22 protein-coding genes, 1 tRNA gene and 1 pseudogene are annotated in these 21,335 nt (G+C 69.6%); 15 read left to right on the top strand and 9 right to left on the bottom strand.

All coding sequences use genetic code 11. The annotated features are described in order from the left end of the window. Positions 1-1,554 (top strand): annotated as a pseudogene (locus EAO76_RS46335) (hypothetical protein); the annotation flags it as partial. Between the two features lie 11 nt (positions 1,555-1,565). Next, entirely contained in the window at positions 1,566-1,937 is a 372-nt protein-coding gene (locus EAO76_RS18615; protein WP_148837060.1) for a hypothetical protein, read from the top strand. Between the two features lie 97 nt (positions 1,938-2,034). Here the strand turns inward: EAO76_RS18615 and EAO76_RS18610 are convergent, their stop codons facing one another. Continuing rightward, on the bottom strand, positions 2,035-3,297 hold the full coding sequence (locus EAO76_RS18610; RefSeq protein WP_148837059.1) for a cytochrome P450: 1,263 nt from the start codon (positions 3,295-3,297) through the stop codon (positions 2,035-2,037). Beyond that, positions 3,294-4,106: an alpha/beta fold hydrolase gene (locus EAO76_RS18605; protein WP_148837058.1), complete on the bottom strand. Its 813-nt coding sequence runs from the start codon at positions 4,104-4,106 to the stop codon at positions 3,294-3,296. Before EAO76_RS18605 ends, EAO76_RS18610 begins: the two co-directional genes overlap by 4 nt. 160 nt (positions 4,107-4,266) lie before the next feature. Here EAO76_RS18605 and EAO76_RS18600 point away from each other — a divergent pair, with 160 nt between their 5' ends. Further along, entirely contained in the window at positions 4,267-4,545 is a 279-nt protein-coding gene (locus EAO76_RS18600) for a hypothetical protein (protein WP_148837057.1), read from the top strand. After that, positions 4,545-4,943: a type II toxin-antitoxin system VapC family toxin gene (locus EAO76_RS18595; protein WP_148837056.1), complete on the top strand. Its 399-nt coding sequence runs from the start codon at positions 4,545-4,547 to the stop codon at positions 4,941-4,943. The genes EAO76_RS18600 and EAO76_RS18595 overlap by 1 nt, the downstream gene beginning before the upstream one ends. Before the next feature lie 55 nt (positions 4,944-4,998). Here EAO76_RS18595 and EAO76_RS18590 read toward each other — a convergent pair whose 3' ends face one another. From EAO76_RS18590 to EAO76_RS18575, 4 genes are all read right to left on the bottom strand, one after another. Next, on the bottom strand, positions 4,999-7,068 hold the full coding sequence (locus EAO76_RS18590; protein ID WP_148837055.1) for an ATP-binding protein: 2,070 nt from the start codon (positions 7,066-7,068) through the stop codon (positions 4,999-5,001). Continuing rightward, entirely contained in the window at positions 7,065-7,850 is a 786-nt protein-coding gene (locus EAO76_RS18585; RefSeq protein ID WP_148837054.1) for a DUF4255 domain-containing protein, read from the bottom strand. The genes EAO76_RS18590 and EAO76_RS18585 overlap by 4 nt, the downstream gene beginning before the upstream one ends. 70 nt (positions 7,851-7,920) lie before the next feature. Next, the gene (locus EAO76_RS18580; RefSeq protein WP_262375579.1) at positions 7,921-9,918 is read right to left on the bottom strand and encodes an HYR domain-containing protein; all 1,998 of its coding nucleotides are present in this window, start codon (positions 9,916-9,918) and stop codon (positions 7,921-7,923) included. A gap of 343 nt (positions 9,919-10,261) precedes the next feature. Then, complete coding sequence (locus tag EAO76_RS18575; RefSeq protein WP_148837052.1) at positions 10,262-10,888, bottom strand: response regulator transcription factor; 627 nt, start codon at positions 10,886-10,888, stop codon at positions 10,262-10,264. 209 nt (positions 10,889-11,097) lie between these two features. On the opposite strand from EAO76_RS18575, the gene EAO76_RS18570 reads away from it, so the two are divergent. Beyond that, the gene (locus EAO76_RS18570; protein WP_148837051.1) at positions 11,098-12,420 is read left to right on the top strand and encodes a hypothetical protein; all 1,323 of its coding nucleotides are present in this window, start codon (positions 11,098-11,100) and stop codon (positions 12,418-12,420) included. 311 nt (positions 12,421-12,731) lie between these two features. Here EAO76_RS18570 and EAO76_RS18565 read toward each other — a convergent pair whose 3' ends face one another. Further along, positions 12,732-13,532, bottom strand: a complete 801-nt coding sequence (locus EAO76_RS18565; RefSeq protein WP_376297250.1) for a DUF4157 domain-containing protein — start codon at positions 13,530-13,532, stop codon at positions 12,732-12,734. Positions 13,533-14,070: 538 nt separating this feature from the next. Between EAO76_RS18565 and EAO76_RS18560 the strand changes: the two genes are divergently transcribed. Together EAO76_RS18560 and EAO76_RS18555 are read left to right on the top strand one after the other, a co-directional pair. After that, positions 14,071-14,367, top strand: coding sequence for a type II toxin-antitoxin system VapB family antitoxin (locus EAO76_RS18560; RefSeq protein WP_072488263.1), 297 nt, complete (start codon positions 14,071-14,073; stop codon positions 14,365-14,367). Between the two features lie 195 nt (positions 14,368-14,562). Then, complete coding sequence (locus EAO76_RS18555) at positions 14,563-15,159, top strand: LytR C-terminal domain-containing protein (RefSeq protein ID WP_148837399.1); 597 nt, start codon at positions 14,563-14,565, stop codon at positions 15,157-15,159. A gap of 29 nt (positions 15,160-15,188) precedes the next feature. On the opposite strand, the gene EAO76_RS18550 is transcribed toward EAO76_RS18555, so the two are convergent. Together EAO76_RS18550 and upp are read right to left on the bottom strand one after the other, a co-directional pair. Beyond that, the gene (locus EAO76_RS18550; RefSeq protein ID WP_148837049.1) at positions 15,189-15,383 is read right to left on the bottom strand and encodes a DUF1272 domain-containing protein; all 195 of its coding nucleotides are present in this window, start codon (positions 15,381-15,383) and stop codon (positions 15,189-15,191) included. A 110-nt stretch (positions 15,384-15,493) separates the two neighbouring features. Then, the gene (gene upp / locus EAO76_RS18545) at positions 15,494-16,129 is read right to left on the bottom strand and encodes a uracil phosphoribosyltransferase (protein WP_148837048.1); all 636 of its coding nucleotides are present in this window, start codon (positions 16,127-16,129) and stop codon (positions 15,494-15,496) included. A gap of 103 nt (positions 16,130-16,232) precedes the next feature. Between upp and EAO76_RS18540 the strand changes: the two genes are divergently transcribed. From EAO76_RS18540 to EAO76_RS18510, 8 genes are all read left to right on the top strand, one after another. After that, entirely contained in the window at positions 16,233-16,460 is a 228-nt protein-coding gene (locus EAO76_RS18540; RefSeq protein ID WP_148837047.1) for a hypothetical protein, read from the top strand. Between the two features lie 185 nt (positions 16,461-16,645). Further along, positions 16,646-17,212, top strand: coding sequence for a hypothetical protein (locus EAO76_RS18535; protein WP_148837398.1), 567 nt, complete (start codon positions 16,646-16,648; stop codon positions 17,210-17,212). A gap of 9 nt (positions 17,213-17,221) precedes the next feature. Next, positions 17,222-17,722 (top strand): tRNA adenosine(34) deaminase TadA, encoded by a 501-nt coding sequence (tadA, locus tag EAO76_RS18530; RefSeq protein WP_376037501.1) that lies wholly within the window; start codon positions 17,222-17,224, stop codon positions 17,720-17,722. 68 nt (positions 17,723-17,790) lie between these two features. Next, positions 17,791-17,875 (top strand) — tRNA-Ser (locus EAO76_RS18525). A 413-nt stretch (positions 17,876-18,288) separates the two neighbouring features. Then, on the top strand, positions 18,289-18,453 hold the full coding sequence (locus EAO76_RS44645) for a hypothetical protein (RefSeq protein WP_187438677.1): 165 nt from the start codon (positions 18,289-18,291) through the stop codon (positions 18,451-18,453). 9 nt (positions 18,454-18,462) lie between these two features. Continuing rightward, complete coding sequence (locus EAO76_RS18520) at positions 18,463-18,756, top strand: Dabb family protein (protein ID WP_148837046.1); 294 nt, start codon at positions 18,463-18,465, stop codon at positions 18,754-18,756. A gap of 316 nt (positions 18,757-19,072) precedes the next feature. Next, a complete protein-coding gene (locus tag EAO76_RS18515; protein WP_148837045.1) occupies positions 19,073-19,978 on the top strand; it encodes an RNA polymerase sigma factor SigF in 906 nt (301 codons plus the stop codon). A 235-nt stretch (positions 19,979-20,213) separates the two neighbouring features. Next, positions 20,214-21,077 carry an RNA polymerase sigma factor SigF gene (locus EAO76_RS18510; protein ID WP_148837044.1) on the top strand — a complete coding sequence of 288 codons (864 nt, stop codon included), beginning with the start codon at positions 20,214-20,216 and terminating at the stop codon, positions 21,075-21,077. Positions 21,078-21,335: the final 258 nt, after the last annotated feature.

Here is a 21,335-nt window from a genome sequence, read left to right as displayed (position 1 = left end):
AAGAAACTCGCCACCGAGGGCCCCGCGGGCGCCGTCAAGGAAATCCAGACCGAGGCCGGCGACCTCAAGGCCACCATCCTCGAAAAACTCACCAGCTACCTCATCCCCACCGTCATCATCGCCGGCATCACCTGGATCATCTCCCTCCTCAACCCCGCCTCCGCCTTCATCCGCGCCGTCAAGGGCATCATCGACATCGTCACGTTCATCGTGAACCAGGGCGCCCAGATCGTGGAGTTCGTCAACGCCGTCCTGGATTCGGTCATCGCCATCGCCAACGGCGGATCGGCCGGCGTCCCGAAAATGGTCGAAACCGCCCTCGCGGCCAGCGTCCCCCTCCTCATCGGCTTCCTCGCCTCCCTCCTCGGCATCGGCAACCTCGCCAACAAAGTCAAATCCGTCTTCCACGCCGTCGCCAAACCCGTCAACCGCGCCATCGACAAAATCGTCGACCTCATCACCAAAAAAGGCAAAGCCCTCTGGAACAAAATAAAGGAAAAGGATGACCCTGAGCCCGGGAAGGGCAATTCCCCTCAAGACGACAAAACGTCAAAGGAACGAAGCGCGATCAGGGATGCAAACCGCCTACTGAATCAACGGCACCCAAAAGAAACCGTCACCGAGAAGCTTCCTGCGATATCCAGCCGGCACAGAGTACCTTTGCACCTCGTCGTTGAATCCAAGGACTCCCACGGCGAGCGAGTTCATGTACAAACAATGTCCAGCAACGCCGTCACCCTGCCCCCCGAGCGAGACCCAAGGCTCCTGAAATTGGATGAGCTGATAACAAAGCAAAAGACGGACGAGATCTGCAAGATCGCAACGGAGGGTGCTGTCATAGCAGTCATCGACACCGTTTCTGCATATGGCGTAAAAGCCCTTGCATCCGGCTTGAGCGGAGCCGAGACAGGTGATCTGATCGGAAAGCTTGATCTATCTATCATGCCGAACTTGGTTAAGGGGAGAAGGGCTACGGAAGGGAGCTGGCTCAAGAAGGCTGTAGACAGGTTCGGCGCATCGGCCGTGAATGAACTCGGAAAGTCTCTCGGAGGTCGCAAAATAGCTGAACTAGTGGACATGAATATCTTCGAGACAAAACACTTCGATCAGTCCAAGCATCCGGCCATCACTCCGCCACGCGGTAACGTAGCCAGGAGTCTGCCTCCCCTGGAAAACAGACTCCTGGCAGACATTGAGGCAGATTTGGTCTCAGCCGGGATGAACGGCCCCTTGGTGGAAAGGGGCCAGCACATGTGGACACACCCCGACGGATCGGTGGTCCGGATCAAGGTGGGCCGGGAAGCACTGCAAGGGGTGAGAAAAATACCACACGCAGTCCGCGAGATATCCGAGAATCCCGGCTCATACAATAAAGATGACATCGTTGCGAAGGTGACAGACAATGGCAACCTTGTGGCAACAGGGACAAATTCTGGAGACAATCGCCTGTTCTCATGGTTCCATGAATACACAAAGCGGGATCCCAATGTGACAGAAAAAGGCATCTTGACTCAAATATGGGCAGACGCCGGACATACAAACATTCGCCTGTGAGGAGACAGGAAATGCCATACGAATACTACCTGGAATCAACACGAGGAAAATTCTCGACAGAAGCAGAACAAAGGATGCGAAGGACGCTGGAGAGAAACCCTGCGACCTGCAGATTCGACGCATCGACGTACATTGTCTTTCAAAGTCGGCAAGCACTGGAGGAGCAAGCGCAAGAGATTCTCAACACCCCGGAAAGAAACTACTACCACCTCGGACAGGTAACCTTCTTCGAGGGGCAAGTGATCATCTCTGCGGCCGGAATCACGGAAGTGGATCATCACCTCTATGAATTCACCACATGGGCTCTCCAGGAATTCGAATCCAAACTCTACGACACAGGCCGCGAAGCTTCACCCGAAGAAATACTGCCCCGCAATGATTGACTGAAATCGATCAGCCCAAATGAATTCTTCAATTCATCTCCAAGAGAAGGGTTGGCCAGGGCCTCATCTTCTGGACGTCAGACCGCTGAGCAATTCATCAGTCCCCAACCACGCGCACTGGCAGCGACTTCACTCCGTTGATGAAGTTCGACACCAACCGACCTGGCGGAGCAGCGAGTTGGAGTCGCCCTGGTGGCAGAGCCCGGCACGTCTCCTCGTACAGGGCGCTGAGCTGCAACCGCGCGAAGTGCGCGCCCAAGCAGACATGAGGCCCGTCGCCGAAGGAGACGTGAGGGTTCGGAGACCGGGTGAGGTCCAGGGCGTACGGGTCGGGGAAGACGCGTTCGTCGTGGTTGGCGGAGGCGTGGAGGACGACCACCTTGTCGCCGGTGCGGATACGGGTGCCCGCCAGCACCGTGTCCTGGACGGCCGTGCGGCGGAAGGTCAGGACCGGGGGATGGCGGCGGAGCAACTCGTCGACGGCGCGCGCGAATCCGGCCTCGCCCCGGCACAACCTGGCGTACGCCTCCGGGTGTTGGGCCAGCAGACTCAGGCCGCCGGGGGCCGCGCTGCGTACCGTGTCGTTACCGGCCACCACCAGCAGGAAGAAGAACATCTCCAGCTCGGGGGCGGTGAGTTCGGGGTCCGTGGCCAGGGCCGTCAGCACGTCGTCGGCGGGGTGGCGGCGTTTGTGCGCGGCCAGGGCGTGGGCGTAGTCGAACATGTCGCGCAGGGCGGACGGGGAGCGGGGGTTGAGCGGTTTGCCGTCCGGGCCGAGGGCCGGCGTTCCGGCCTCGTCGGGGTCCTGGTAGCCGATGACGCGTTGCGTCCAGTGGAGGAGGAGCGCGCGGTCGGTGTCCGGTACGCCCAGCAGGTCCGTGAGGTTGAGCAGGGCGTATTCGTCGGTGACCCGGGCGACGAGGTCGCAGGTGCCGTCGCCGGCCCGCGCCCCGTCGACCGCGCCGGCCAGCAGGGTGCGGGCGCGTTCCCGGACGGCGTCGGCGAAACGGTCGATGCGCCTCGGGGTGAAGGCACGGCTGACGAGGGTGCGCAGGCGCCGGTGGTGCGGCGGGTCCTGGTTGAGCATCATGCGGCGGATGAACGGCAGGTCGGCCGGGTCCGGGTCGCGGATCTGGGTGGCGCCCAGGTACGAGGAGTACGTCGCGGAGTCCTTCAGGACCCGGACCACGTCCGCGTGCCGGGTGACCGCCCAGAAACCGGGGCCCGCCGGCCAGCCGAGCACTTCCGGCTCCTCCTGCCACGCCACGGGGTGGTGGTCGCGCAGCAGGCGGTAACGGTCGTGGGGGATGCCCTGCCCGTACAGCCGCGGGTCGAAGACATCCGGTACGGGCCCGGTCACGGCTTCGCCCCGGCGTCCTCCGTGTCCTCCGTGTTCTCCGCGTCCGCCCGCAGGAAGTCCTCCACCACCCGGATCAGGTCGAGCGGGGTCTCGTCCATCGCGTAGTGGCCGCACGAGGGCAGCTCCACCAACTCGGCGTTCGGGAACCAGCGCATCCAGGTGGCCCGCTGCAACTCGGCGGACAGCGCCGGGTCCAGGGCGCCCACGACGGCCAGCGCGGGCACGGGTGAGCCCTCGATCCGGTCGTGGAAGTCCTCGCCCGCCCAGGAGTCCAGCCAGGCCCGGAACGCCTTCGCGTCGCTGCGTTCCACCGAGCGGCGCACCATGCGGTCCAGCCAGCCCGCCGGGCGGCGGCCCCCGGTGGTGGTGTCGAGGATGACGCGGCGGTTGTCCGGGGTCCCGGCCGCCCCGGCGAACAGCTCCCACTGCTCCGGCGGGAGCGGCAGCCCGGAGGCCGGGACCGGGGAGACGCCGACGAGCCTGCGCACCCGCTCCGGCGCGGCGGCCAGCACCCGCTGGACGACGGAGCCGCCCATCGAGTGGCCGATCAGCGAGAACCGTTCCCAACCGAGCCGGTCGGCCAGCGCGAGCACGTCCGCGGCCCCCTCGGCCGTGGTGTACGCGCCGCTCGCGTCCCGGGCCTCGCCGTACCCCCGCAGGTCCACCACCGCGTACTGGAACGAGGCGAGGTCGAGGTCCGGCAGCACGGGGGCGTACGCGGAACGGTCGGCGAGCCAGCCGTGCACCGCGATCACCTTGTGCGGTCCGTCGCCGTGCAGTTCGTGGGGCAGAACGAGCGTTGCGGTCACGCTGACTCCTGTCGCCGTACGGAGAGGGCCGGGGCGGTCCGCCCGTCGGCCCCGACCACGGTCGCGCCAACTCCGGCCCGGCACAAGGGGCCGTGCCGAGGGGCCGACGCCCTGCCGCAACGCACACCCCTTCTACTACTTCATGTATTAGATTGATGTCATGAGCGACGACATCACCTACGGGGTGGGCGAGGGCCCCACCGCCAATGTCTCCGTCAGCCTCCACTCGGGCAACATCGCGGCCGTCCGCGCACGCGTGGGGAAGCGAGGCTTCTCCGCCTACGTCGATGCGGCCGTTCAGCGCCAGATCGAGCGGGACAACCTCGCGGAACTGACCAACGCGCACGAGGCGGAACACGGTGCGTTGAGTCATATGGAGGTCGATGCCGCACGGGCACTTCTACGGGGCGATGCCGACAGTGCGGAGAACGCCGCCTGATGGCCCGGTCCGGAACACTCGTACTGGACAGCGAGGGCCTGTCCAAGGTCGTGGCCGATGACCGGCAGGTCATGACACTGCTCCGTGGAGCGGAGCAGGAGGACATGAAGGTCGTCGTCAGCGTTCTCACCCTCATCGAGGCCCACCACCGGAAGGTGAACGCCGCCCGGTTCAACTGGGTGGTGTCCAGGCTGACGGTCGAACCCGTGAGTGAGGAGATCGGGCGCTCCGCGATGAAGCTGCTGACCGACACCGGGCTTCACGGGCACAAGTACGCCATCGACGCGGTCGTGGGTGCAACCGCGCTGCTGATGCCGAAACCCGCGGTGATCCTCACCTCCGACCCCGAGGATCTGGGGCTGCTGTGCGGGGACCGGGTACGGATCATCAAGATCTGAAGCAGCGGGATCTGCGGCCCCGCGTCTTGCCACAGCAGCTTCCGGTGCGCGCGTCTCACGTCAGCAGTTCCAGGTAGGGCCCGAACTCCGAGGCCAGGGTCAGCCGGCCCAGTTTCTGGTACTCGCGCTGGACCGCGTGGATCAGTGTCGGCATCGTCACCGGTCCGTCCGTGTCCGCCGCCAGGTAGGCGGCCGTCACCGCGATCGAGCGGATGTTGCCGCCCGCCAGTTCGAAGTTCTCCGCGCAGAAGGCGAGGTCCAGGTCCTTGCCCCGGGGGAGTACGGGGCCCAGGCAGCGCTCCCAGAGGACGAGGCGCTGTTCGGGGTCCGGGACCGGGAAGTCGACGACCAGGTCCAGGCGGCGGGTGAAGGCGTCGTCCAGGTTGGCCCGGAGGTTGGTGGCGAGGATGGCCAGGCCGTCGAAGGACTCCATGCGCTGGAGGAGGTACGCGCTCTCGACGTTCGCGTAGCGGTCGTGGGCGTCCTTCACGTCCGAGCGCTTGCCGAAGATCGCGTCCGCCTCGTCGAAGAGGAGGACGCCGTTCACCCCCGCGGCCTCGGAGAAGATCCGTTCCAGGTTCTTCTCCGTCTCGCCCACGTACTTGTCGATCACCGTCGCCAGGTCGACCGTGTAGAGGTCCAGGCCCAGGTCCGCGGCCATGACCTCCGCGGACATCGTCTTGCCGGTGCCGGAGTCGCCGGCGAAGAGCGCCGACACGCCCCGGCCCCTGCCGCCTCCCGGGCGCATGCCCCACTCGCCCAGGACCCGGTCGCGGTGGCGGGCGCGGGCGGTGAGTTCGCGGAGCTGGGCATGGGTGTCCGGAGGGAGGACCAGGTCGTCCCAGGTGACGGAGGGTTCGATGCGGCGGGCCAGGCGGTCCAGGCCCGCCGCGTTCTGGGCGCGGGCGCCCTGGCGGACGTGGTCGGCGGTGAGGACGCCGCCTTCCAGGTGGGTGGTACGGGCGGCGCCCCGGGCCGCGCGGGTGATCTGCTCCGGGGTGAGGAGGAACGGCGAGAGCAGCCGGTCCACGTCGATGGTTCCGGGGACGGGGGCGGCGTACGCGTCGGTCCAGAGGGCGGCCCTGGTCGCGGGTTCCACACGGGGTGCGTGCAGCAGGAGGGGCGGGGCGGCGGACCAGGACGCGTCCCAGGGCGCCCGGCCCACCAGGATCGTGGGAACCGGGGTGTCGGTGAGCAGCCGCAGGATGCCCGGGTGCTCGCGGCAGACCGCGTCGAGCGGGGCGCAGACCACCCCGGCACCGGTCAGCCGGGCCTCGCGGACCAGGGAGCGGACCGCCTCGGCGGGTGCCGGGTCCTCGGCCAGCCGTGCCAGGTCCAGGCCCAGGACCCGGTGGCCCGCGAGGGTCAGCGCGGAGGCCGCGAGGGCCGTGCCCGCGCCGCCCTGGTCCTCGCGCAGATAGGCCGGCGAGACTCCGTGGGCGAGGGCCGCCGCCAGCGGGGCCGGGTCGCCGACGCCCGGTACGGCGTGCCAGGGGGCGAGGAGACCGGTCAGGCGCGGGTCGGGGGTGTCGTCGCCCAGGAGGTGCGCGGTGACCCGGTCGGGGACGCGGAGCGCTCGGCTCAGGAACGGGCGGTCCAGGTCCTCGACCAGGAGGAGGCGGCCCTCGCGGAGGGGCGCGAGGGCCGCCAGCCGACCGCGTGCCTCCTGGTCGGCGGGGGACAGGCCGCACAGGCCCAGCGCCAGCCCGATGGACGGGCGGCGGCGGGTGACGTCGTCGTTCAGGTAGCCGTAGAACGCCTCGAAGCGGTCGTCGAGGTCCGGTACGAGCGCGATGAGGAGGATCTCGACGTCGAGGGGCGTGAGGCCGAACTCTTCCGCCAGGGACGTCAGTCCGGACCGCTTCCCCGACTCCTCGCCGAAGTCCGGCACCTCACCGGAGCCCGCCACTTCGTCGAGATCCGGGACCGGGGACGGGTAGGCGCGGGCCTCGTCCGCGTCCAGCAGCCGGGCGACGTTCTCGTCCGTGAGGTAGAGGCCGCGGAAGGCGTCGTCCGGGTCCGGGTCGGTGAGCCGACGGGCCTCGACCGCCCGTCGGATGCGCTGCTCCACCACCACCGCGCGAGCGAGGAGGTGGCGCAGGTTCGGGTCGCCCGAAGTGGTCATTCCGTGCCGTCCTCCCTGCGGGACGCACGAGACGTACGGGATGTACGGGCCCCCCGGGTCTCCGTGATGCGGAGGGACAAACCACGTCGCCGTTCCGCGTCGCGSGCSCGCGACGCGGGGTCCCCGCCCGGCCGTCCCGGACGCCCCCCGTACACCGGGAGTCCCCCACGCCCCGGCATCGGCTCCGACACCGGGTCGTCCCTCTCCGGCACGTCCCCGAAGCGGGCCAGCACCCCCTCGTCCCCGACCGGCGGACCGGCCACATAGCTCGGCGATGCGGTCACCGGCACGCTGACCACCAGGTCCAGCGAGGGTTTCAGCTCCCCGCCCAGCGCGCTCCACACATCGGCGAACGAGCGGTCCTCCGGCGGCGGCAGCGCGATCGACATCGGTACGGGCGCCCCGATCCCGGCCAGGGTGCCCGTCAGCCGTTCCGGCGGCAGCGCCTCGTGGCGCAGCAGGCAGCCGAGCAGCGACGAGAGCAGCCGGTGCTCGTCCTCCGGGCGCTTGGTCCACGCCGTGATCAGGTACGACAGCTTGAAGAAACGGGGCGGGCGGCGGCGCGCGACGATCACGCCGTGCTCGTCGTAGTCGTTGTGCAGGCCCCGTTCACGCCTGCGCATGTCCTCGCGGATGTCGTAGAGGTACAGATTGACCATGGGCGCGTTGACCTTCGCCGCCCACTCCCGGGTCGGGGCGTCGAAGACCACCGCGATCTGGCCGCCTTCGAGCACCTCCGCCCTGATCAGGGCCCGCAGTATGTCGTCGACCTCGTGGATCACCCGATCACTCCCGCAATCACTCCAGTAACCGCTCCCGCTCCCGCAATCGCTCCCGTGCGGTCGCCGGTGCTCATGCGCGGCCCGCGAAGTCCGGTGGCTGCAGATTGCGCTGGACCACCAGGACCGGCTTCTTCAACCGGTCGATGTCCCGGGTGTCCACGCGGAGCTCGCGCGGGCCGAGTCTGTCCTTGCGCAGGACCGGTATCTGGATCTCGAAGGTGCCGTCGCGCCCCACCGTCACGCCGGACATCTCCGCGGTGATCCCGATGTTCCACGTGAAACGTACGGTCTGCCCCGGTGGATAGTCCTTGCCGCGGGCCAGGACCACCTGGCCCGGTTTGACCACCTGGGGCGTGACGGTCAGCGAGGGTTTCAGCACGCGCAGCCGGTCGGTGCCCCGGTTGTCGGCCGACTGACGGTCCGGCAGCGTGCCGCGCACGGTGGCCCGTACGTCGCCGGTGATCGCCGCCCCGTACGTCGCCGTCTGGGTCACCACGATGCGTCCGCCGGCCGGGATGGTGCACGGGGCGGCGGCCGTGCAGCGGGACAGCGCGGGCAGGCTGCGGTCCTTCGACCTGGAGGGCTTGGGCCAGGTGGCGCCCAGGACCACCCCGGTCGCCGGGTCCGGTCCTGCGTTGGTGACGGTGAAACGGGCACGGGCCGGGCGGCCGGTGTACGTACGGTCCGGGCTGACGTCCACCCTCACCGCCACGTCCGCCGAGGGCGGCACGGGTGGTTCGAGCACCTCGATCTGCGCCGTGTCCGTCCCCGTGTTGCCCGCCGAGTCGGTCGCCGAGCAGGTCACGGTGGTGCGGCCGACCGGGAAGAGCGAACCGGAGGCGGGGGCGCAGGTCACCGGGAGCGTGCCGTCGGTGGCGTCCCGGGCGGTGGCGTCGTACGTCACGCGCGCGCCCTCGTCGTCCTCGGCCCGCACGGTCAGATCGTCCACGGTGACGACGGGCGCGTCGATGTCGTTCACGTCGATGCCGATCCGCTGCTGGAAGTCCGGGTCGGCCGCGGCGGCCGGTCCGATCGTGTCCGTGCCCGGGGGCTGGGTGCCCATCAGGAACTGGACCGTGCAGCTCAGCCGGGTGCCCTGGGGCGCGTCGGCGGAGACGTCGATGTTCTCCGCGAAGTGCGCCGTTTCCCCGCTGGTGAGTCGCTGGATGGGCGGATCGAGGCTGACGGACAGATGCGGATCGCAGTCGTCCAGGCGGTAGCCCACATTGGTGGGGAGGTTGCGGAAGCCGTCGATGATGGCGTCGACGACGTCATCGCCCTCGATGCCGTCGATCATCCGGCCGTTGGTGGCCTCCACCAGGCGGCTGGCCTGCTCGGGCTCGTGCGGCGGGTCGCCGTGGTAATCGGGTATCTGGCCGTTGCCGTTGAGTCCGTCGCCGAGCGTGCTGGTCAGGCCGACCGCGATCACCCGCGCCCCCGCGTCCTGGAGGGCGGCCTCGGCGTCGCTGAAGCTCCATTTGTAGTTGCTGGGCTCGTGGCTGGACGCGTCCCCGACCAGGACGACGACCGGGCTGGAGTCGGGGCGGAACACGGTCTTTCCGTCACCGCCGTTGGCCAGCTTCCACATGGCGTAGAGCCAGTCCTCCGCGGGGCCCTTGCTGTCGGTGCCCAGGTTGGCCTTGAGCTGGTTGACGCCCGTCTGCACCTCGCCCAGGTCGTACGTCAGCCCCTGGAGCACCTTGAAACCGGCCTCGGGAGGGTCCGCCCATTCGTCGCCGAAGGTGGCCACGGCGAAGCGGGACTCCGGCTGCTCGTCGCGGATCGCCTTGGTGATCTCGGGGATGCGCTCCTTCACCCGCTGGATCGGTGTCTCCATGCTGCGGGTGCCGTCCACCAGCAGGACCACGTCCGGCCTCGGCGGAATCACCGGCGTACGCACCTGCTTGTCCACACCCGTGGAGCCGCCCGGGTCGACGGCGTCGGTGAACTCGGCCGGGGTCACCCAGGGTTCGGGCACCGCGACCGTCGGCACCCCGGGCTCGACGGCCGGACCGGGAGCGATACCCGTCGCCACGAGAAGCAGCGCGAGGACCGGGACGCGGAACACGGCGAGACCGCGGCGCGGTGCGCCGGGAGGCCGGGACCGGGTCGGCCGGCCCGACCGGCCCGGCCGCGGTACCCGCTGAAGTGGCTGGAACCAGCGCACGGAAGTCCTCCCCCACCCTCGCCGGTCGATCGGCGTACCCGGGCCCCACGGTCCCGTACGCGCAGCCCGCGTACAGAGGTACGGGAGTCACATCCCCGGGTAGGCCCCGCTGCCCTTTCGTGCAGCGGGGCCTGCCGAAGTGCCGTACGCGACCGCGACCGCGGCCGAGGTGCCGTACGCGGCTACGGCCGAGGTGCCGTACGCGACCGCCGCCGGAGCACCGCGCACATCCGTGCCGGACGGCTCAGATCAGCCCCTGCCGCATCGCGTACGCCACCGCGTGCGACCGGTTCCGCAGCTGCAGCCGGGTCATCACCGAGTGCAGCACGTTCTTGATCGTGCGCTCGGAGTAGGCCAGCTTCGTCGCGATGTCTGCGGTGTCGTACCCCTCCGCGACCAGCCTCAGCACATCCACCTCGCGCGCCGCGAGCCCGGTGAAGTGCAGCCCGCGGGGGCCGAGCACCTGGCCCTGGAGGCGTCCCACTTCCTCCAGCAGCCGTCCCAGCAGGTCGGACGGAAGATGGCCCTCGCCCCTCGCCACCGTCCCGATGACCTGCACCAGATGCTCCGGAGTCGCCTCGGAGCGCCTGACCACACCGGCGACCCCGCACTCCGCGGCGCTCACCAGCTTCTGTTCGTCGATGTCCGTGGTGACCAGGACGGTTCGCGAGGTGCTGGTGCGCTGGATGTGACGCAGCATCGTCAGCACTTCCTCGTCGACCGCGTCCACGACGACGACAACGATCTGGGGGGAGGCATCGCCTTCCCCCCATTCCATGACGCTGACTTCGGGCCGGGTACGTAACTGACTGGCCACGCCCGCCTGTGATATCGGGTCCTGGGCCCTCAACGCGACAGTTGTTCGCTCCATGGCAATGCTCCCCCTGGGCAACAGCCATGACGTCACAGCGAACACAACCGGCACGGCTGTTTCGTATGCCTCAATCGTCGTGAGGCGGTCAAAAGATGCCCGGGTATCCCTACAGGGAAACAAAAAAGCCGATCCGGGCACGGAATCTGCCCGGAAGTGTTCCTTCCCGGCCGATGTCCGGGTTCCGTGCCGCTCCTACGGTGCGCCCTATGAGTCTCACGGCAAGCCTCGACGATTCAACCGTCACCGCCGCACCGGGCGAGGCGACGGCCGTCCCCCTGCGGATCCTCAACTCCGGCAGCACCGTCGAGGAATACCGCTTCGAGGTGGTCGGTGCGTGCGCCGCCTGGTCGACGGTCGAGCCGGCGGCCCTGTCCCTGTATCCGGGCGACTCGCAGACGGTGTCCTTCGTGTTGCGTCCGCCCCGTGATTCGACCGTGCCCGCGGGGGAAACGCCCTTCGGGATACGGGTGGTGCCCACCAGCGAGCAGGGCGACACGGTGGTGCCCGAGGGCCGGGTGACCGTACTGCCCTTCACCGAGACGACCGCCGAGCTGGTGCCGCGCAGTTCGCACGGCGCCTGGCGGGGCCGGCACCGGATCGCCGTGGACAACCGGGGAAACGCCCCGGTCACGGTACGTCTGGGCTCCCGGTCGGGTACGGAACGGGCCCGGGTCTCGTTCGCCTCCGACGAGCTGCGGATCGAGGCCGGGCGGGCGGAGTTCGGGAAGGTGCGGATACGGCCGGCCAAGCGCATGTGGCGCGGCACGGCGATCACGCATCCCTTCCAGGTGGTCGCGACCCCCGATGCGGCGGAGGACCAGGAACCGCCCGCCGCGGTGCTCGTGGACGGCTCCTACCAGCAGGAACCGATTCTGCCGCGCTGGCTGCCCCGGGCCCTGATCACCGCTGCCGTCCTGCTGATCGCGCTGGTCGGGCTCTGGTACGCACTGCTGCGCCCCACCGTGAAGTCGGCGGCCCGGGAGGCGGTCACACCGGACGTGGTCCGGTCCGCCGCCGCAGCCGACAAGAGCAAGGCTCCGGAGAAGGGTTCCTCGGCCGGTGCGGGATCGGGCGGCGGCGACTCGTCCGGGGCGAACGGGGGGTCGTCGAAACCCAGCCCCTCGGCGAGCACCGGCGGCTCGTCGGATGCCTCGGCCGCCTCCCCGACCAGTGCGCAGGTGCAGGTCAGGGACTCGGTGGGCGGCGGGTCGAACACCTCGACGGCCCTGCAGGTGCCCGAGGGGAACACCTTCCGGCTGACCGACATCGTGGTCCAGAACCCGCAGGGAGACGCGGGGACGGTCGTGATCTCCACCGGCCGGGGCGCGCCGGTGCTCCGGCTGGCCCTGGAGAACTTCCGGGACTCCGACTACCACTTCGTCACGCCGCTCCTGGTCCCGGCGGGCGGCAAGGTCACGATGACCGTCGACTGCCGCAAGGTGGGCAAACCGGTGAACGCGCCGACGCCCTCGCGATGCGCGGAGTCCCTGCTCCTCGGCGGCACGATGAAGACGGAGACGGCGGACTGACACAGCGGACCGACACGGCGGGCCGGCACCGGAACGCCGCGGCGCGCCGACCCGGCACGATGCGGGTCGACGCGCCGCGGCGCACGTCGTACGGCCCGCTCCGGAAAAACCGGTACGCCGAGCCGGTACGACCGGCGGACCAGCGGACCGGCGGACCGGCGGACCGGCGGACCGGCGGACCGGCGGACCGGCGGACCGGCGGACCGGCGGACCGGCGGACCGGCGGACCGGCGGACCGGCGGACCGGCGGACCGGCGGACCGGCGGACCGGCACCGAACGAGGTCGATCGGGCGAGGTCACCCGATCGGCATCACTCGGGCGGGGCCTCTTCCTCCTCCTCGGTGCCCTTCTTCTCCCGCTGGACGAACGAACCCTGCACGTCGGCCGGTTGCTCGTCCTCGTCCTCCGTCGCGGACCGCTGCACGGCGGGCGCCGGGGCGGTGGCAGGGGCTGCCGTCGCGGCCGGGGCCGGGTCCGAGAGCACCCGGTCGGCGTTGGCCACGGCCTCCCGCTCGAACCGGTCGGAGGGATCGCTCACCCGTATGCCGCCCGGCGCCTCCGTGCCCTCCACCGGACCGTTGCGCTGCTGGATGACATGGGTCAGCTCATGGGCCAGCGTGGTGCGGCCCTGCGACGAGGACGGGTCGTAGGCGTCCCGCTGGAAGACCACGTTGTTGCCGACCGTGTACGCGTGGGCGCCCACGCCCTTCGCCGACTCGTGCGCCGCGGAGTCCGTGTGGACGCGCACGTCGGAGAAGTCCGCGCCCATCCGCTGCTCCATGTCGGCACGGGTGTCGGTGTCCAGGGGCTGCCCGCCACCGGAGGAGACCACGTCGTGCACGGGGGAGCGCTCCTCCTGCTCCTGCTCCTTGCGCTGGATCACCGCCCCCACGGCGCTGTTGCCGACGGCGCGTTGGAGCACGCTCATGCCGCCCGTCCCGACCACATCGGCCCGCCCTGCGGCGGCGGCGCGGTAGAGGTGCGGGGTGCCCGCCGGCTCCCGGCCCTCGGACACCCCCGACGCATGCGGCGCCTCGTCATGGTCGTGCTCGTGGCCGTGCCCGTGCTCCCGCTCGTGGTCGTGTTCCCGGTCCCATTCCTGTGCGTGCATCGTCATCTCCCCTGACCGCGCCCCGGTCGAGGGCACGTCGTGATGGCCTCACCACTCCACCTTCACGACGGGCCGACGCCCCGTCCAGCCCGGACCCCGTCGGCCGGGGGCAGCCGCCGCTGCCCCTTCGGGCACCCGGAGGAACGACCGGTACGACCACGACGCCGGCGGCGGCGGCCCCCGTACCCACCGCCCGGGACCCGGCCCGCACTGCCACTGCCACCCCTCGCCCCACTGCCGCTCCTCAACCCATTGCCGCCCCCTCGAACCGTCGCTCCTGAAACGGCCGCTCCTCGAACCGACGCCCCTCAAACGCCTGCGCCTCGAACCGCTGCCCTTCGAACCGCTGCCCGGCGTCGCCTCCGCGCCGGAACCGTCACCCTCATCCGGAAGCTCGCCCTCCTCCGTGTCGGCACCGCCACTCGCCCCGGACCTCATTCCGGAATGGCGGCAATGGGCCCTTTTGTGGAGCCGTCATCGGCATCGCAGTGCCGCCCCGTGGCTGCGCCCGGAGGCTCTTGCCCGGTAGGCTTTCCGTGTGATCTTCAAGCGCATCGGAAATGGGCGGCCTTATCCCGACCACGGCCGGGAAAGCACCCGGCAGTGGGCGGACGTCGCGCCGCGCCCGGTCCGCCTCGATCAGCTGGTTACCACCAAGGGCAACCTGGACCTCGAAACCCTCCTCGCGGAGGACTCGACGTTCTACGGCGACCTGTTCGCGCATGTCGTGAAGTGGCAGGGCGACCTCTACCTGGAGGACGGCCTGCACCGCGCGGTCCGCGCCGCGCTCCAGCAGCGCCAGGTGCTCCACGCCCGCGTACTCGAACTCGGCTGACCGGAGCGGGCCCCGCCCCGACCCTCCGGGCCCGGCCGGCCCGCGAGACGGCCGCGGCGACTGCACGCCCCGCGGACCCCCGGGGTTCGTTCGGGTGCTTTCGCACTCGGACGGGTGCGATCCATTGATCATTTAGTAGGCATCATCACCGGGTCGCACTACGCTGCGCCCATGAGCATGCTCACTCCCCCCGGCATGGGCGGAAAGTACCGCATCACGGGTGACAAGTACCCTCGGATGCGCCGCCCCCGGCGTCGCGGCAAACTGATCCTCGCTGCCACCGCTTCCGTGGTCGCCCTCGGGCTGGCCGGCTGGGGAACGATGCAGCTCATCGACGTCTTCACCGGCGGCAACCAAAAGGCCAGCGCCGCCGACCACAAGACGGACTGCCCGTCCGCCAAGCCGTCGGCGCCCGCGAAGGTGCTGCCGAGGCCCGCGAAGATCACCGTCAACGTCTACAACGCGACGCCGCGCAGCGGGCTCGCCAAGAAGGCCGCCGACGAGCTGGAGAAGCGCGGTTTCACCATCGGCAAGGTGGGCAACGCCACGGCCGCGTACGACAAGAAGGTCCCCGGCCCCGGGGTGCTGCTGGGTGCCCCGTCGGCGGCGAACGGCTCGTTCCCGGTCCTCGGTACGCAGTTGCGGGGCGCCACCCCGAAGACGGACGCCCGCAAGACGGCGGACGTCGATCTGATCCTCGGCACGAAGTTCAAGTCGTTCAACACGCCGCAGTCGGCCGCCGCGGCCCTCGCCGCCCTGACGAAGCCGGCCCCCGCACCGTCGTCCTGCTGACGGCCACCGGCCTCCCGGCCGCCCCGCCCCTACGCCGTGGTGGGGGCCGGTGCACGGCGGGGGCGCGCCACGAGCTCGCCGCCGCAGTTGGGGCACGTGTTCCGCATGAGGTCGCCGCAGGGCACGCAGAAGGTGCACTCGTAGGAGCAGATGCGGGCAGCCGCGTCCTGCGGCAGCGCCGCGCTCCCGCACCGTTCGCAGCGATCGCGCATTTCCAGGGCCATGGCTCTCCCGACGGGTCCGGGGCGACCGGCCCCGACCGGCCGGAGGGAACGAACGGCACCGGCGGTGTTGTCGGGGCCGCCGCCCCGACAACACCGCCGAAAAAGCCCTGCTAGTCGACCGTGCCGTACATGCGGTCGCCCGCGTCGCCGAGCCCCGGGACGATGTAGCCGTTCTCGTTGAGCCGCTCGTCGACCGCCGCGGTGACCACGGTCACCGGCGTACCGGCCAGCTCGCGCTCCATCACCTCGACGCCCTCGGGCGCCGCGAGCAGCACGACCGCGGTGACGTCGTCCGCGCCGCGCGCGATCAGTTCCTTGATGGCCGCGACCAGCGTGCCGCCGGTGGCCAGCATCGGGTCCAGGACGTACACCTGGCGGCCCGAGAGGTCCTCCGGCATCCGCGTCGCGTACGTGGACGCCTGGAGCGTCTCCTCGTCGCGGATCATGCCCAGGAAGCCCACCTCGGCGGTCGGCAGCAGCCGCACCATGCCGTCGAGCATGCCGAGTCCCGCCCGCAGGATCGGCACGACCAGCGGGCGCGGGTGCGACAGCTTCACGCCGGTCGTCGGGGTGACCGGGGTCTCGATGTCGACCTGCTCGGTGCGCACGTCCCGGGTGGCCTCGTAGGCGAGCAGGGTGACCAGCTCGTCGGCGAGCCGCCGGAAGGTCGGGGAGTCGGTGCGCTTGTCGCGCAGGGTGGTGAGCTTGTGCGCGACCAGTGGATGGTCGACGACGTGGATCCGCATGGGCTCAACAGTAACCGGGCTCCCCGCACCCGTGCGCTGGCATCAACCGCATGTTCGGAGGGAAGGTGGGGGCATACGGACCCAGCCTTGGGGTGATGAGCCGATGCCCGACGCGGAAAAGTCGAAGCGGAGCCGGCCCGACGCGCCGGTCCCGCAGGACACGCAGGTCCCGCAGGACGAACAGGAGAGCGACGCGGCGCGCCGCAGGAGGCGTGCCCAGTTCCTGCGCGAACTGCACGAGGCGAAGGCGCTCCGCGACCGGGTGCAGCCCCGCCGGGCCAGGGCCGCCCGGATGCGTCAGGCCATGCGCATGCGCACCTTCCGCTGGTGACCCGAGTGCCGCCGGTGTCCCCCTGCTGGCGGCGTCCGACAGAACTGATGGCCGACTCAACGGCCGAACTCCTCTCGCGAAGCCCATGTTTCTGCCACGATTCCGATGGGCGGGGCACAGGACAGCCGGGCCACCGGATGCCCTCCCGCCGGACCGACACCCCTATGACAAGTGGGAGAGTCACGGTGTATTTCGCCGCACTGCTCGCGCGCACCGAAGACGGGTGGGAAGCGAGCGACACGGAACTCGACGATGTGGAGACCCTGTCCGACCTGACGGATCTGGCCCGCGACGCCTCGCCCGACGAGGACACGGTGCTCGTCTTCATCGAACAGGAGGACGCCTGGTTCGGCGTCGTCCGGGTGGACGGTGAGGACGACCCCCGTATTTTCGTCTCGGACGCCACCGCCGCCGCCCGCTCCTCCTACGGGGAGATCCTGCTCACCGACGAACTGCTCGGCCGCGAACCCGGGGCCGAGGACACGATCGCCGCACTTGAGGAGCTCGTCGGCCTCGACGGCTCGGAGGACGGCGATCCGGACACCGCCCCCGACAACGACAACAACAACACCGATACCGACATCGATGACGGATTCGACGCCGACGCCGTACCGGCGGGGCCGCTCGGCGACACCCGGATCCTGGCCGACCTCGGACTCCCCGAGGCGGAACTTCTGATGCTGCGCACGGACGCGCTGGCGGAGATCGCGGACGCGCTGGGTGCGGCCGAGGTCCTGGAGACCGTCCGTTAGGGTCCGCGGGTGAGCGAAGCACCGCACCCGCAAGGACCGCCGGAACCGCACGACCCCGTGAGAGACCCGTGGCGGGCGCACATGCGCCGCGCCCTGGCCGAGGCCGACCTGGCGGCGCGGGCCGGCGATGTGCCGGTCGGCGCCGTCGTGCTCGGCCCGGACGGCGCACTGCTCGCCACGGGCCACAACGAACGCGAGGCGACCGGCGACCCGACCGCGCACGCCGAGGTCCTCGCCGTACGCCGGGCCGCGGCGGCGCTCGGCCGGTGGCGGCTCACCGGCTGCACCCTGGTCGTCACCCTCGAACCCTGCACGATGTGCGCGGGCGCCCTGGTGCAGTCCCGCGTGGACCGGGTGGTCTACGGCGCCCGCGACGAGAAGGCGGGCGCGGCGGGCTCCCTCTGGGACCTCGTGCGCGACCGCCGCCTCAACCACCGCCCTGAGGTCATCCAGGGCGTCCTCGAACCGGAGTGCTCGGCCCTGCTGACGTCCTTCTTCCGCACCTCCTGACGCCCCGCTCCCGCGGCCCCCGGGAACCGATTTCTGTCCACGGCCGGTGATGGTCTAAGCTCTCTCTCGGTAGCGTGTCCGAGCGGCCGAAGGAGCTCGCCTCGAAAGCGAGTGTGGGGAAACTCACCGAGGGTTCAAATCCCTCCGCTACCGCTCTTGTGAAGGGCCCGACGCATCGCGTCGGGCCCTTCGAGTTTCTCCTCCGCATCCCGGGAACGGCCCGCCCCCACCGGCACCTGAGTGCTGAAATGGCTCCATGCCCTCCCGGACAAGCCGCTTCCCCCGGGGGAACGGGCTCTCGGGGATCGTCGCGGTCAGGGGGGATCTCGCGGCGGGGTCCCGTGGTGAGGGCCTGCTCCTCGCCCTTCGGGATCCTGCCGGGTCCGTCGGGCGCACTCCCCATCCTGCTGCTTCGAAGGGGGCCGGCGGGCGGACGAAGGGCCTCGATCGGGGGGTCCTTCGTCCTTAAAGGCTGTGTGAGTGGGCTCGATCCCCACGGGGATGCGGTCGTACGTACGGATAGAATCGCCCGACTGCACAGGGGATCGAAGGGGAGGCAGGGGCTGATGGCGCAAGCGAAGAAGATAGCGCTCTACGTGGTAGTCGTCTTCGTGCTGTACACGATCATCACCTCCCCGGCACGGGCCGCCGACCTGGTCCAGGTAGGGTTCGAGGGCGTGTCGAGTGCCGCACAGGGCGTCGGCGACTTCATGTCCGAGCTCGTGAAGTAGGAGTACCCCATGATCCGCCATCTGGTCCTGTTCAAGCTGAACGACGGCGTCGAGCGGGACGACCCGCGGGCCGTCGCCGGTGCACAGGCCTTCCGCGACCTGGAGGGGCAGATCCCCGAGCTGGAGTTCTGGGAGTGCGCCTGGAACATCACCGACCGGCCGATCGCCTACGACTTCGCCATCAACTCCGCGGTCGCCGACGAGGACGCCCTGAAGCGGTACATCGAGCACCCCGCCCACCAGGCCGCCGCCGGGCAGTGGCGCGAGTTCGCCACCTGGGTGATCGCCGACTACCCGTTCTGATCCTGTCCTGTCCCATTCGGTCCTGTCCGTTCCGATCCGGACGGGTCGGAAGCGGGCGGGGCGGATGACCCCACGGGCCCGACGACCCCCGCGATCCCGATGAGCCCAGTGACCCGATACACCTGACGGAGTGCCACCTCCGTCGGCCTCTCACCAGCACGGTGAGGGGCTTTTTTGGTGTTTAAACCAAGTTGAACCAGTTTGACCCCAACACGATGTTATACGGTGCTTGCACACAGTGCACATGTCTTGTGATGCTATGACCGCTTTTAATGGACGAGTTGACCGAAGTTGACCGCAAAGGGGTGGCCTCATCGTGCCGGCCAGTACAGCGCCTCAAGTGCCTCCCCAGTCCGCGCAGACAAGTCAGCCCGGCCACGCCGGGCAGGGCGGTCAGGTCGATCGGGCCGATCGGGACGACTGCGTCGAACGGAGTGACGCGGCGACGCCCACCAGGAGTCGGGGGGCCGACACCAGGGCTCTCACACAGGTGCTTTTCGGCCAGCTCAAGGACCTGGAGCCGGGCAGCCCCGAGCACGGCCGGGTGCGGGCGGCGCTCATCGAGGCGAACCTGCCCCTCGTCCGGTACGCCGCGGCGCGCTTCCGCAGCCGCAACGAGCCGATGGAGGACGTCGTCCAGGTCGGCACGATCGGCCTGATCAACGCCATCGACCGGTTCGACCCCGAACGCGGCGTCCAGTTCCCGACGTTCGCGATGCCGACCGTCGTCGGCGAGATCAAACGATACTTCCGCGACAACGTGCGGACCGTCCACGTCCCCCGTCGGCTGCACGAGCTCTGGGTGCAGGTCACCGGGGCCACCGAGGACCTGACGACCGCCCACGGCCGCTCCCCCACCACCGCCGAGATCGCCGAGCGGCTGAAGATCTCAGAGGAGGAGGTGCTCGCCTGCATCGAGGCGGGGCGCTCGTACCACGCGACCTCGCTGGAGGCCGCCCAGGAGGGCGACGGGCTGCCCGGGCTGCTGGACCGGCTCGGCTACGAGGACCCGGCCCTCGCCGGGGTCGAGCATCGCGACCTCGTCAGGCACCTGCTCGTACAGCTTCCCGAGCGCGAGCAGCGCATCCTCCTGCTGCGCTACTACAGCAACCTGACGCAGTCGCAGATCAGTGCCGAGCTGGGCGTGTCCCAGATGCACGTGTCAAGGCTGTTGGCCAGAAGCTTCGCCCGGCTCCGATCCGCAAACAGGATCGAGGCCTAACCGGATCGGGTAGAGAGCCTCAAGTCCGTTTCCCTCGGCCCCGTTCCGTCGCACCCCCTGTTAACTGCGCAGACGCCACAAAGACTTGTCGACTTGTCACTACAGCGTGTTGCCGACATGTGACATTCTGCGGGAACCGCGTTTGCCGTGGCCTCGCCTCCGGTATTCAGGTGGAGGCTGCGTTCCTCCGATGGTCGCGGCTCGACGCGACCGTCCGCGACCTCAAGGGGGTGGCATGTCCGAAGAACAGGGCAGCTCGAAGGTGCTCACGCTCACCAAGAACGAACCCGCACCCGCAGCGCTCACCAGCTCGCCGGAAGCCATCGACACCCGCACTCTGTCCCGCTCCCTGTTCCTGCGGCTCGCCGCGCTGGGCCCCGCCGACCCCGACGGAACGGACAGCCCGGAGCGTGCCTACGTACGGGACACACTCATCGAGCTCAACCTCCCGCTGGTGCGGTACGCCGCGGCGCGCTTCCGCAGCCGCAACGAACCGATGGAGGACATCGTCCAGGTCGGCACGATCGGCCTGATCAAGGCGATCGACCGGTTCGACTGCGAACGGGGCGTGGAGTTCCCGACGTTCGCGATGCCGACCGTCGTCGGCGAGATCAAGCGGTTCTTCCGCGACACCTCGTGGTCGGTGCGCGTCCCGCGCCGGCTCCAGGAGCTGCGGCTCGCGCTGACCAAGACCAGTGACGAGCTCGCCCAGAAGCTCGACCGGTCGCCGACCGTGCCCGAGCTGGCCAAGGCGCTCGGGGTCTCCGAGGAGGACGTGGTCGACGGGCTGGCCGTCGGCAACGCGTACACCGCCTCCTCGCTGGACTCGCCCTCCCCCGAGGACGACGGCGGCGAGGGCTCCCTCGCGGACCGGCTCGGCTACGAGGACTCGGCGCTGGAGGGCGTCGAGTACCGCGAGTCGCTGAAGCCGCTGCTGGCCAAGCTGCCGCCGCGCGAGCGCCAGATCATCATGCTGCGGTTCTTCGCCAACATGACCCAGTCGCAGATCGGCGAGGAGGTCGGCATCTCGCAGATGCACGTCTCGCGCCTGCTGACCCGTACGCTCGCCCAGCTCAGGGAAGGACTCATCGCCGACTGATCGCCGTGGACTCCCGCACCGGAGCACGAGGGTTCAGATTTGACGGTCCGTCAGTCACACTGGCGCGATGCGACGTCAGATGCTCGATTCGAACGGCCGCCGAGGCACCCTGACAGTCGCCTCGGCGGCCGTTCGAATCGAGCATCTGACGTCGCATCGCGCCAGTGTGACTGACGGACCGTCAAATCTGAACCCTCGTGCTCCGGTGCGGGAGTCCACGGCGATCAGTCGGCGATGAGTCCTTCCCTGAGCTGGGCG

The sequence above is a fragment of the Streptomyces sp. sk2.1 genome (assembly GCF_008120935.1).
Lineage (GTDB): Bacteria > Actinomycetota > Actinomycetes > Streptomycetales > Streptomycetaceae > Streptomyces.
Note: the sequence above shows the minus strand (reverse complement) of the source record. Positions and strands in the feature narration are given on the sequence as shown.